11 protein-coding genes are annotated in these 11,759 nt (G+C 74.7%); 10 read left to right on the top strand and 1 reads right to left on the bottom strand.

The genetic code is table 11. The annotated features are described in order from the left end of the window. Positions 1-40: 40 nt before the first annotated feature. The 7 genes from J5O08_RS07130 to J5O08_RS07100 all read left to right on the top strand — a co-directional run bounded on the left by J5O08_RS07130 (position 41) and on the right by J5O08_RS07100 (position 8,158). Entirely contained in the window at positions 41-1,966 is a 1,926-nt protein-coding gene (locus J5O08_RS07130) for an ABC transporter ATP-binding protein (RefSeq protein WP_218706192.1), read from the top strand. A gap of 139 nt (positions 1,967-2,105) precedes the next feature. Further along, positions 2,106-4,043, top strand: coding sequence for a translational GTPase TypA (typA, locus tag J5O08_RS07125; protein ID WP_218706191.1), 1,938 nt, complete (start codon positions 2,106-2,108; stop codon positions 4,041-4,043). An 11-nt stretch (positions 4,044-4,054) separates the two neighbouring features. Next, entirely contained in the window at positions 4,055-4,549 is a 495-nt protein-coding gene (locus J5O08_RS07120) for a PIG-L deacetylase family protein (RefSeq protein WP_218706190.1), read from the top strand. After that, positions 4,546-5,220, top strand: a complete 675-nt coding sequence (locus J5O08_RS07115) for a PIG-L family deacetylase (protein WP_218706189.1) — start codon at positions 4,546-4,548, stop codon at positions 5,218-5,220. The genes J5O08_RS07120 and J5O08_RS07115 overlap by 4 nt, the downstream gene beginning before the upstream one ends. 24 nt (positions 5,221-5,244) lie before the next feature. After that, positions 5,245-5,631, top strand: coding sequence for a hypothetical protein (locus J5O08_RS07110; protein ID WP_218706188.1), 387 nt, complete (start codon positions 5,245-5,247; stop codon positions 5,629-5,631). Next, positions 5,628-6,179 (top strand): flavin reductase family protein, encoded by a 552-nt coding sequence (locus tag J5O08_RS07105; protein ID WP_308281449.1) that lies wholly within the window; start codon positions 5,628-5,630, stop codon positions 6,177-6,179. Before J5O08_RS07110 ends, J5O08_RS07105 begins: the two co-directional genes overlap by 4 nt. A 191-nt stretch (positions 6,180-6,370) precedes the next feature. After that, positions 6,371-8,158, top strand: coding sequence for a VanW family protein (locus tag J5O08_RS07100; RefSeq protein WP_218706187.1), 1,788 nt, complete (start codon positions 6,371-6,373; stop codon positions 8,156-8,158). Between the two features lie 31 nt (positions 8,159-8,189). Here the strand turns inward: J5O08_RS07100 and J5O08_RS07095 are convergent, their stop codons facing one another. Then, positions 8,190-8,471: a hypothetical protein gene (locus J5O08_RS07095; protein ID WP_255589437.1), complete on the bottom strand. Its 282-nt coding sequence runs from the start codon at positions 8,469-8,471 to the stop codon at positions 8,190-8,192. Positions 8,472-8,597: 126 nt separating this feature from the next. Here J5O08_RS07095 and fdxA point away from each other — a divergent pair, with 126 nt between their 5' ends. From fdxA to J5O08_RS07080, 3 genes are all read left to right on the top strand, one after another. Beyond that, the gene (fdxA, locus tag J5O08_RS07090) at positions 8,598-8,924 is read left to right on the top strand and encodes a ferredoxin (RefSeq protein ID WP_147795850.1); all 327 of its coding nucleotides are present in this window, start codon (positions 8,598-8,600) and stop codon (positions 8,922-8,924) included. A gap of 4 nt (positions 8,925-8,928) precedes the next feature. Further along, the gene (dapC, locus tag J5O08_RS07085; RefSeq protein ID WP_218706186.1) at positions 8,929-10,086 is read left to right on the top strand and encodes a succinyldiaminopimelate transaminase; all 1,158 of its coding nucleotides are present in this window, start codon (positions 8,929-8,931) and stop codon (positions 10,084-10,086) included. A 238-nt stretch (positions 10,087-10,324) separates the two neighbouring features. Continuing rightward, entirely contained in the window at positions 10,325-11,623 is a 1,299-nt protein-coding gene (locus J5O08_RS07080) for a citrate synthase (RefSeq protein ID WP_147795852.1), read from the top strand. The last annotated feature ends 136 nt before the right edge of the window (positions 11,624-11,759 follow it).

Raw genomic sequence — 11,759 nt, 5'->3', positions numbered from 1 at the left:
CGCCCACATCGGGTCGTCCCACGGAAGGATCTCGTGAACCGTGTCCACTGACTTCGCCACCGCCCCCGGCGGCCCGGGCACCCCGGCCCCCGGCGCCAAGGCGCCGATCCTCGAGGTCCGCGACCTCACGGTCGAGTTCTTCGTCGACGGCGAGTGGTTCCCGGCCGCCCAGGACGTCAGCTACGACGTCCGCCCGGGCGAGGTCCTCGCGATCGTCGGCGAGTCCGGCTCCGGCAAGACTCAGTCGTCGATGTCGCTGATCGGCCTGCTGCCCCCGAACGGCCGCTCGTCCGGCTCGGCGAAGCTCGCGGGCCGCGAGCTGCTCGGGCTGAACCACAAGCAGCTCAGCAGGGTGCGCGGCAACGAGGTCGCCGTCATCTTCCAGGAGCCGATGACGGCGCTGAACCCGGTGTACACCGTCGGGTTCCAGATCATCGAGACCCTGCGCGTGCACTTCGACATGACCCCGAAGCAGGCGCGCGAGCGCGCGATCGAGCTGCTGCGCCTGGTCGACCTGCCGAACCCGGAGGAGTCGGTCGACAAGTACCCGCACCAGCTCTCCGGCGGCCAGCGCCAGCGCGCGATGATCGCCCAGGCGCTCGCCTGCGAGCCGAAGCTGCTCATCGCGGACGAGCCGACCACGGCCCTCGACGTCACCGTCCAGGCCGAGATCCTCAAGCTGATGCGCGACCTGCGGCACCGCGTCGACGCCGGCATCATCCTCATCACCCACGACATGGGCGTGGTCGCGGACCTGTCCGACCGCGTCATGGTGATGAAGAACGGCCGCGTCGTGGAGTCGGGCTCGGCGGACGAGGTGTTCAACCGCCCGCAGCACGAGTACACCCGCCAGCTGCTCGACGCCGTCCCGCACCTCGGCTCCGAGACGTACGCCGCCCAGGGCCTGCACGGCGAGCACCCGGTCGCCGAGGCCGAGGGCACCGTGCAGGTCACCGAGCGCGCGGGCGTCGACCCGTTCGGCACCGCCGCGCCCGCCGCCGCCCCGGGCTTCGCGCTCGAGGCCAAGGGCCTGGTCATCGAGTACCCGGGCCGCGGTCGCGTCCCCGCGTTCCGCGCCATCAACGGCATCGACCTGACCATCGGCAAGGGCGAGGTCGTCGGCCTGGTCGGCGAGTCCGGCTCCGGCAAGACCACCGTCGGCCGCGCCGCGGTCGGCCTGCTCCCGGTGGCCGGCGGCTCGCTCTCCGTCAACGGCGTCGAGCTGGCCGGCATCAAGCCGAAGGACCTGCGCGCCGTCCGCCAGGACGTCTCGATCGTGTTCCAGGACCCGGGCTCCTCGCTGAACCCGCGCCTGCCGATCGGCGAGTCCATCGGCGAGCCGCTCAAGCTGCACAAGATCGCCTCGGGCGCCGACCTGGACCGCCGGGTCGAGTCCCTGCTGGACCGGGTGCACCTGCCCCGCGCCATGCGGAACCGCTACCCGCACGAGCTGTCCGGCGGCCAGCGCCAGCGCGTCGGCATCGCCCGCGCCCTGGCCCTGTCGCCCAAGCTGCTCATCGCCGACGAGCCGACCTCCGCACTCGACGTGTCGGTGCAGGCGCGCGTGCTGGAGCTGTTCCAGGAGCTGCAGCGCGAGTACGGGTTCGCCTGCCTGTTCATCAGCCACGACCTCGCGGTCGTCGAGATCCTGTCGAACCGGATCGCCGTGATGAGCAAGGGCGACCTGGTCGAGGTCGGCCCGCGCGAGCAGATCCTCCGCTCGCCGCAGCAGGACTACACCCGGCGCCTGCTCGCCGCCGTCCCTGTGCCGAACCCGGCGGAGCAGAAGCTGCGCCGCGAGGAGCGGGACCGGCTGCTGGCCGCGGCCGCGCCGGCCGGCACCACGGCGGCCGAGCACGCGGTGGCCGACGGGCAGCGCGTCCAGGCGTTCGAGGACGAGCAGGTCACCAACGCGGGCCGGTACGAGGGCAACATCCGCCCGCGCGGGGGTTCCGACGGGGTCTGACCCCTCCTGGCAGCACCACCCACGCGCGCCCCGGCACGACCCCTCCTCGTGCCGGGGCGCGCGTGCGCGTACAATCGATCGGCGCTCGACGTCGTCGCGCCCCTCATCTCCCCACTTCCTCGCGGAAACGAGTCCTGACATGACTGTGCCCACCTCGCCCACGGGCACGCGCGTGCGCGGCGACCTGCGCAACGTCGCGATCGTCGCGCACGTCGACCACGGCAAGACCACGCTGGTCGACGCGATGCTCCACCAGTCCGGCGCCTTCGGTGCGCACGCCCACGTGGACGAGCGCGCGATGGACTCGGGCGACCTCGAGCGCGAGAAGGGCATCACCATCCTCGCGAAGAACACCGCGGTCCGGTACGCCGGCCCCGCGGCGGCCGCGGTGGGCGAGCCGGGTGGCATCACGATCAACGTGATCGACACCCCGGGCCACGCCGACTTCGGCGGCGAGGTCGAGCGCGGCCTGTCGATGGTCGACGGCGTCGTGCTGCTCGTCGACGCGTCCGAGGGCCCGCTGCCCCAGACCCGGTTCGTGCTGCGCAAGGCGCTGGCCGCGAAGCTCCCGGTCATCCTGGTCGTCAACAAGGTCGACCGCCCGGACTCCCGGATCACCGAGGTCGTCGCCGAGGCGACCGACCTGCTGCTGGGCCTGGCGTCCGACCTGCACGACGAGGTCGAGGACCTGGACCTCGACGCGATCCTCGACGTCCCGGTCGTGTACGCCGCCGCCAAGGCCGGCCGCGCCTCGCTGACCCAGCCCGCCGACGGCGGCCTGCCGGACTCCGAGAACCTGGAGCCGCTGTTCCAGACGATCCTCGAGAAGATCCCGGCGCCGACGTACACCGAGGGCGCGCCGCTGCAGGCGCACGTCACCAACCTCGACGCCTCGCCGTTCCTCGGCCGGCTCGCGCTGCTCCGCATCTTCAACGGCGAGCTCACCAAGGGCCAGACCGTGGCCTGGGCGCGGCACGACGGCACGATGCAGAACGTCCGCATCACCGAGCTGCTCGAGACCAAGGCGCTCGACCGCGTCCCCACCGAGAAGGCCGGCCCCGGCGACATCGTCGCGGTCGCGGGCATCGCCGACATCACCATCGGCGAGACCCTGACCGACCCCGACGACCCGCGGCCGCTGCCGCTCATCACGGTCGACGACCCGGCGATCTCGATGACCATCGGTATCAACACCTCGCCGCTGGCCGGCAAGGGCGGCAAGGGCCACAAGGTCACCGCCCGCCAGGTCAAGGACCGCCTCGACTCGGAGCTCATCGGCAACGTGTCGCTCCGCGTCGTCCCGACCGACCGCCCCGACGCCTGGGAGGTCCAGGGCCGCGGCGAGCTCGCCCTGGCGATCCTCGTCGAGCAGATGCGTCGCGAGGGCTTCGAGCTCACCGTCGGCAAGCCCCAGGTCGTCACCAAGAAGATCGACGGCAAGGTGCACGAGCCGGTCGAGCGCATGACGATCGACGTGCCCGAGGAGTACCTGGGCGCCGTCACGCAGCTGCTCGCGCAGCGCAAGGGCCGCATGGAGACGATGTCGAACCACGGCACCGGCTGGGTCCGCATGGAGTTCCTGGTCCCGTCGCGCGGCCTCATCGGCTTCCGCACCCGGTTCCTCACCGACACCCGCGGCACCGGCATCGCGTCGTCGATCGCCGAGGGCTACGAGCCCTGGGCCGGCCCCATCGAGACCCGGGTCGCCGGCTCGCTGGTCGCCGACCGCGCCGGCGCCGTGACGCCGTTCGCGATGATCAACCTGCAGGAGCGCGGGTCGTTCTTCGTCGACCCGACGCAGGAGGTCTACGAGGGCATGATCGTCGGCGAGAACTCCCGCGCCGAGGACATGGACGTCAACATCACCAAGGAGAAGAAGCTCACCAACATGCGCTCCTCCACGGCCGACAACTTCGAGAACTTGGTGCCGCCGCGGCACCTGACCCTCGAGGAGTCGCTGGAGTTCGCCCGCGAGGACGAGTGCGTCGAGGTGACCCCCGAGGTCGTCCGCATCCGCAAGGTGATCCTGGACCAGACGGAGCGCGCCCGGGCCGTGGCCCGCACCAAGCGCGCCTGACACCCGCGCGCATGTCCGACACCGCGAGCACGCCGACCCGCACGGGTGGCGTGCTCGCGGTGCACGCGCACCCGGACGACGAGACGCTGTCGACGGGCGCGCTGCTGGCCACCTGGGCCGCGGCCGGGCTCCCGGCCACCGTCGTCACGTGCACCCGCGGCGAGCGCGGCGAGGTGATCGGCGCGCGGTGGGCGGCCCTGGAGGGCGACGGCGAGGCGCTGGCGCGGCACCGCGAGCGCGAGCTGGCCGCGGCGGTCGCGTCCCTGGGCGCGACCCAGCACTTCCTCGACGCTCTCCCGCTCCCGGCCGACCTCGCTGACCTCGCCGACCCCGCCGAGGGGGGGGGGGGCCGAGCCCCCCCCCCCGCGGCGGGGGGGGGGGGGGGGCGCGGGGGGCCGACCCCGCCGAGCGGGCAGACGACGTCCCCTCCGCGTCCGTCGAGGGGACGTCGTCTGCCCGCTCGGCGCAGGGGGTGCCGGGTGCGCGGTACGAGGACTCCGGGATGAGCTGGGTCGGGACCGGGCGCGCCGGGGCCGCGGGGGAGGTGCCCGACGGCGCGCTCGTGGGCGTGCCGCTCGACGTCGCCGCGGGGCGGCTGGCCGGGCTGCTGCGGGAACGACGGCCGGACCTGGTCGTGACCTACGAGCCGGGCGGCGGGTACGGGCACCCGGACCACGTGCGCGCGCACGCGATCACGATGCGCGCGGTTGAGCTGGCCGCGGGAGACGGGGCGGCCTCGAGCGACACCTCGGCCACGCGCGCCGACGGCTGGGCGCCCGCCGTCGCGTGGGCCGTGGCCCCCGCGGCCGCCCTGCGCGCGGGGTACGCCGCCCTCGCCGCCGACCCGACCGCCCGGGCCGTCCTGTCCGCCGCCGCGGACGACCGCCGGGCGACCCGCGAGGGCCCGCTCGAGCCGCCCGACCCGGCGGGCCCGCTGCCGTCGGTCGCGACCGACGCGCCCGGGGACCTCGTCGTCGACGTGCTTCCCGTCCGGGACCGCGTGCTCGCCGCGCTGCGCGCGCACGCCACCCAGGTCCAGGCGGTCACGCCGCTCGACCACCCGGACGCCGTGGCCTGCTACGCCCTGTCGAACCTCGTGCTCGCCCCGGTCCTGCCCCGGGAGTCGTACGCCTGGGCCCCGGGCCGCGCCCCGGCCGCCCCGCTCCCGCTGCCCTGAGCCGCGCGGGGTAGCCTGGCGCGCGTGCAGCCCCTGACGCCCCGGATGGTCCTCCGCGCCCTCGGCGCCCTGCTGCTCGGCGTCCTCGTGGGCGCCGTCGGCACCGTCATGCACCGGTCGGTGCGGCCCTGGGGCGTCGTCGTCTGCCTGCTGCTCGTGCTGGCCGCGTCGGTGACGGTGCGCGCCTGGGGCGGCTGGGTGGCGTCGGTCGGGCTGCTGGTGGGGCTGTTCGGCAGCGTCCAGGTGCTGTCCGGGTTCGGGCCGGGCGGCGACGTGCTGGTGCCGGGCGGGGACGCCGCGCTCGGCTGGACCTGGGCGCTCGGGGCGCTCGTGGTCGCGCTGGCGGTGGCCCTGGCGCCGCGCCGCTGGTTCGCGGACGTGCCGCTGCGCCGCGGGCCGAGCACCCCGTGACCGAGGTCGACCCGCTCTACGGCGACGGGTCGGGCGGCGCCGCGGGCGCCACGGCCGCCGACGCCGCGGCCACGGACGCCTTCCGCGCCGCGATGGGCCGGCTGCCCGCGGGCGTCGTGGTCGTGTCCGTGCGCTGGAAGGGCACCGACCACGCGATGACGGCCTCGGCGCTGACGTCGGTCTCGCTCGAGCCGCCGATGCTGCTGCTCTGCGTGCACCAGGACGCGCGGCTGCGCGACGCGCTCGACGAGGTCGACACATGGGCGGTGAGCGTGCTCGCGGACGACCAGGCGCCGGTCGCCGACTGGCTCGCCTCGCCCGGGCGCCCCGCCGTGGGGCAGCTGGCGCGGGTGCCGCACGTCGCGGCGCCGCGATCGGGCGCCGCCTGGGTGCAGGGCGCGGCCGCGTGGTTCGAGTGCCGGACCGCGCAGATCGTGCCGGCGGGGGACCACGACGTGGTGCTGGCGCACGTGCTCGAGTCGCGCGAGGGCGACCCCGCGGCGGGCTCGCTGGTGCACCTGCGCCGCCGGGTGCGCGGGCTGCGCTGACCGGCGCGCCGGCCCCGGCGCGCGCCCTCGGGGCGGTCGGGCGTGGACCCGTCGGGCACCGTTGCGAAGTCGTGACCTCGGAACCCGGCCAAACCGGGCCCACGTCACGGGCCGGCCACGGGTGGCGGCCGTAGAATCGGCGGTCGCGGCGCCCTCGTACCCGGCGTCGCGCACTCGCGAGGGGGAGCTGGATGGCGAAGGGCAGCGCGGAGGGCACCGAGCCCGTCGTGGACGGCGAGGGTCCCACCGAGTCGTGGTCCCCGCTCGACGAGTTCGAGCCCGAGCGTCCGCGGCGCTGGCTGCGCCCGACGCTGGTCGTCGGCGGGATCGTCGTGGTGCTCGCGGGCGCCTACGTCGGCGCGTCCTTCGCCCTGGCCGACCGCGTCCCGCGCGGCACGACCGTCGCGGGCGTCGAGATCGGCGGCATGACCGCGGCGCGGGCCGAGCAGGCCCTGACCGACGAGCTCGGCGACCTCGCGACCCAGCCGGTGCCGGTGAGCGCGCAGGACATGTCCGGCACCGTCGACCCGGCCACCGCGGGCCTGACGTTCGACGCCGCGGCCACCGTGGACCGGCTCACGGGCGCGGACCTGCGCCCCCAGCGGCTGTGGCGGCACGTCGTGGGCGGCGGAGCCGAGGCGCCGGTGACGGTCGTCGACGAGGGGGCGCTGGACGCCGCGGTCGAGCAGCTGTCGGGCTCGCTCACCCTCGCGCCCGTCGACGGCTCGATCGCGTTCGCGGACGGCGAGGCGCACGCGGTCGCCGCCGAGGACGGCTGGGCCCTGGACGACGACGCCGTGCGCAGCACGCTGGTCGACACCTGGCTGACCGCGGCCCGCCCGCTCGAGCTCGCCACCGAGGTGGTCGCCCCCACGATCACCCAGGAGGCGACCGACGCGGCCCTGCAGGAGGTGGCGTCGCGGGTCGTGGCGGCCCCCGTCGCGGTCCAGGTCGCGGGGCAGACCGTCGAGCTGCCCGTCGACGTGCTCGCGGCGACAGCGTCGATGGTGCCGCAGGACGACGAGCTGGTGCTCCAGATGGACGGCGCCGCCCTGTCCGAGGCGGTGCTCGCCCGCTCGACGGACCTGCTCACCACCGCCTCGGACGCGCGGTTCGAGTTCCAGGACGGCGCCCCGGTGATCGTGCCGGGCACCCCCGGCACCACGCTGGACCCCGCGGCGCTGGCGACGGCCGTGGCGGCGGCGACCCAGGCGGACCAGCGGAACGCCCCGGTCGAGCTCGTCGAGTCCGACCCGGCGCAGACCACCGAGGCGCTGCAGGCCCTCGGCGTGACCACGGTCGTCTCGGAGTTCTCCACCCCGCTGACGTCCGAGCCCCGGCGCACCCAGAACATCGCCGCCGGCGCGGCCGCGATCTCCGGCACGCTGATCCGGCCGGGGGAGACGTTCAGCCTCACCGACGCGCTCGGCCCGATCGACGCCGCCCACGGGTTCACCACCGCGGGCGCGATCGTCAGCGGGGAGCACACGGACGCGTGGGGCGGCGGGCTCTCGCAGCTGTCCACGACCACGTACAACGCGGCGTACTTCGCCGGCATGGAGGACGTGGAGCACAAGCCGCACTCCGAGTGGTTCACCCGGTACCCGGCCGGCCGCGAGGCGACGCTATTCACCGGCACGCTCGACATGCGGTGGAAGAACACGACACCCTACGGCGCGCTCGTCCAGGCGTACGTCGCGGACGGCAAGACGTGGGTGAAGATCTGGAGCACCCCGTACTTCGAGGTGACCTCCGAGGCCGGCCCCAAGACGAACGTCGTCCAGCCGACCACGGTCTACTCGCAGTCGGCGACGTGCTCGCCGCAGTCCGCGGGCAACCCGGGCTTCCGGATCACGAACACCCGGACGATCAAGCTCAACGGCGAGGTCGTGGCGGTCGAGCCGTCGACGTGGACGTACAAGGCGCAGAACAAGGTGGTGTGCGGGCCGGACCCGGCCACGGCCGCACCGGCGGGCTGAGCCGCGCCGCCGCGCAGGCGGGATGCCCCGCTCAGCGCCGCGGGCGCCGCTCCGGCGCGGGCGGCACGACCTTGCCCAGCGCGATCTCCGCACCCGGCACCCGGACGTCCCCCGCGCGGCGCGTCCGGACGGTGACGCCGTCGTCGTCCACCGCCACCAGGTCGCCGAGCACGTCGGTGTAGGGCTGCGGCTCCCCGGCGGGCAGCCGGCGGCGGACGACCACCCGCTGGCCGGCCCGCCAGGCGCGCCAGGGGGCGTCGGCCGAGGTGCCCGTGCCGGGACCCGTGCCGGGGCTCGCGTCGTCGCCGCTCACGTGTGGTCCCCGTCTCCTCGTGCCCTGCTGCGCCGGTCGTGCGCAGGTGAGCGATACTAGGAGCAGCCAGCCCGAGCCGACCCGGACCGCGCCCGACCGCCGAGGCCGGGGCGTGTGGAGGACACCGTGACGTATGTGATCGCCCAGCCCTGCGTGGACGTCAAGGACAAGGCGTGCATCGAGGAGTGCCCGGTCGACTGCATCTACGAGGGCAAGCGCTCGCTGTACATCCACCCCGACGAGTGCGTCGACTGCGGCGCCTGCGAGCCGGTCTGCCCCGTCGAGGCCATCTACTACGAGGACGACGTCCCCGAGCAGTGGAGCGAGTACTACAAGGCCAACGTCGAGTTCTTCGACGACCTGGGCTCGCCCGGCGGCGCGGCCAAGATGGGCGTCATCGAGAAGGACCACCCCGTCATCGCGACGCTGCCGCTCCAGGTGCACGGCGAGTAGGCGCGTGGGCCTGCACACCGGCGCGCTGCCGGACTTCCCCTGGGACACCCTGACGGCGTACGGCGACCGGGCGCGCGCGCACCCGGACGGCATCGTCGACCTGTCCGTGGGCACGCCGGTGGACCCGACGCCCGAGGTGGTGCGGCGCGCGCTGGCGGACGCGTCCGACGCGCCGGGCTACCCGCAGACCTGGGGCACCCCCGCGCTGCGCGACGCCGTCGTCGCCTGGTACGCGCGCCGTCGCGGCGTCCCGGGGCTGGACCCGGCGGGCGTGCTGCCGACCGTCGGCTCCAAGGAGCTCGTCGCGCTGCTGCCCGCGCTGCTGCGCCTCGGCGAGGGCGACCTCGTCGTGCACCCGTCCGCGGCCTACCCGACGTACGACGTGGGCGCGCGCCTGGCCGGCGCGGAGCCGGTCGCGACCGACGACCCGGCGGCGCTGCTCGCGGGGCCGGACGGCGACCGGGTGCGCCTGGTCTGGCTGAACTCGCCGGGCAACCCGGACGGCCGGGTGCTGGGCGTGGACGAGCTGCGCGCGGTGGTCGAGGCCGCCCGCGCCGCGGCCGCGCGCACCGGCCGGCCCGTCGTCGTGGCGTCGGACGAGTGCTACGCCGAGCTGGCCTGGGACGAGCCCTGGGCGACCGCGGGCGTGCCGAGCGTGCTGGACCCGCGGGTCACCGGCGGCGACGTGTCGGGTCTGCTGGCGCTGTACTCGCTGTCCAAGCAGTCGAACCTGGCGGGCTACCGCGCGGCGTTCGCCGCGGGCGACCCGGCGCTGGTCGCCGACCTGCTCGCCACCCGCAAGCACGTCGGCATGATCGTGCCGGCCCCGGTGCAGGCGGCGATGACCGTCGCGCTCGGCGACGACGCGCACGTGGCCGAGCAGCGCGAGCGGTACCGCGCCCGGCGCTCGGCGCTGCTCGGCGCCCTCGTGGGCGCGGGCCTCGTCGTCGACCGGTCCGCGGCGGGCCTGTACCTGTGGGCGCGGCCGGCCGGGGGCGACGACGACTGCTGGGCCACCGTCGGCCGGCTGGCGGAGCACGGCATCCTGGTCGCGCCCGGCTCGTTCTACGGCGCCCCGCGGCACGTGCGGGTGGCGCTGACGGGGACGGACGAGCGGATCGCGGCGGCGGTCGAGCGGCTGGCGGCGGTCGCGGCCCGCTGAGGGCGCGCGGCGAGGTGCGGGCGGTGCCCGCCCTGCGACCGGCCGTGTGACCCTCGTCACAGCGCCTCGCGCTGCTCCCGGGATGGTTCCGCCCGCGGACGGCACGTAGCCTCGACGCAGGCCGAGCCACCCCCGTGGCGCGCGCCCGCACCGCAGCGGCCGCCGGCAACCTGACCTGCACGACCTCGCGGACCGGACCGAGGTCCGAAGCCCCGCACACCGCCCGAGGAGGAGCGCCATGTCCGACGTCACCACCGAGCCTGTCCAGCTGGTCGTCGACGGCACCCCGCACGACCTGCCGGTGGTGCGCGCGACCGAGGGCAACGACGGCGTCGTCGTGTCGTCGCTGCTGCGCGAGACCGGCCTCGTCACCGTCGACCCCGGCTTCATGAACACCGCGTCCTGCGAGTCGCAGATCACCTACATCGACGGCGACGCCGGCATCCTGCGCTACCGCGGCTACCCGATCGACCAGCTCGCGGAGCGGTCGTCGTTCCTCGAGGTCGCGTACCTGCTCATCAACGGCGAGCTGCCGACCACGGACCAGCTCGAGGCGTTCGTCGAGCGGATCAACCGGCACACGTTCGTCCACGAGAACTTCCGGACGTTCATGGGCACGTTCCCGTCCGGCGCGCACCCGATGGCCGTGATGTCGTCGGCGATCAACGCGCTGCCGACGTTCTACCCCGAGTCGCTCGACCCGTTCGACCCGGCGACCGTCGAGCTCGCGACCGTGCTCATCCTCGCGAAGACCCGGACGATCACCTCGTACCTGCACCGCACCTCCCGCGGCGAGCCGCTGCTGTACCCGGACTACTCGCGCGGGTACATCGAGGACTTCCTGCGGATGACGTTCGCCGTCCCGTACCAGCAGTACGACGTCGACCCCACGGTGGTGCGCGCGCTCGACAAGCTGCTCATCCTGCACGCCGACCACGAGCAGAACTGCTCGACCTCGACGGTCCGCATCGTCGGGTCGAGCCACGCGAACCTGTACGCCTCGGTCGCGGCGGGCATCAACGCCCTGTCCGGCCCGCTGCACGGCGGCGCCAACGAGGCCGTGCTCAAGATGCTCGCGGAGATCCAGGCGAACGGCGGCGACGCCACCGAGTTCATGCGCCGGGTGAAGAACAAGGAGCAGGGCGTCCGGCTCATGGGCTTCGGGCACCGGGTCTACAAGAACTACGACCCGCGCGCCGCCATCGTGAAGGAGAGCGCCGACGCCGTCCTCGCCGCGCTGGGCAAGGACAACGAGCTGCTGGACATCGCACGCACCCTCGAGGAGATCGCGCTGTCCGACGACTACTTCATCTCGCGCAAGCTCTACCCGAACGTCGACTTCTACACGGGCCTGATCTACAAGGCCATGGGCTTCGACGAGCGGATGTTCACGCCGCTGTTCGCGCTCGGCCGGATGCCCGGCTGGATCGCGCAGTGGCGGGAGATGATGACCGACCCGCAGACCAAGATCGGCCGGCCGCGCCAGGTGTACTCGGGCTCCCCGGAGCGGACCTTCGTCCCGGTCGAGGAGCGCTGACCGGAGCACCGCCCGGACGGGCGAGCGCTTCCCCCGGATCGAGCCGGACGAACCGGTCAGAACCCGACGAGCCGGGCCGATCCGGGGGGCATGTCGCCCACTGAGGCCGCGCACCGTCGCGGCAGCGGCCGGCGGC

The organism is Cellulomonas sp. PS-H5 (assembly GCF_019265565.1).
Classification (GTDB): domain Bacteria; phylum Actinomycetota; class Actinomycetes; order Actinomycetales; family Cellulomonadaceae; genus Cellulomonas.
Note: the sequence above shows the minus strand (reverse complement) of the source record. Positions and strands in the feature narration are given on the sequence as shown.

Excerpts from the sequence above, each read along its gene's own strand:
- typA (WP_218706191.1), top strand. The coding sequence starts at position 2,106 with ATGACTGTGCCCACCTCGCCCACGGGCACGCGCGTGCGCGGCGACCTG.
- J5O08_RS07120 (WP_218706190.1), top strand. The coding sequence starts at position 4,055 with ATGTCCGACACCGCGAGCACGCCGACCCGCACGGGTGGCGTGCTCGCG.
- J5O08_RS07115 (WP_218706189.1), top strand. The coding sequence starts at position 4,546 with ATGAGCTGGGTCGGGACCGGGCGCGCCGGGGCCGCGGGGGAGGTGCCC.
- J5O08_RS07100 (WP_218706187.1), top strand. The coding sequence starts at position 6,371 with ATGGCGAAGGGCAGCGCGGAGGGCACCGAGCCCGTCGTGGACGGCGAG.
- J5O08_RS07080 (WP_147795852.1), top strand. The coding sequence starts at position 10,325 with ATGTCCGACGTCACCACCGAGCCTGTCCAGCTGGTCGTCGACGGCACC.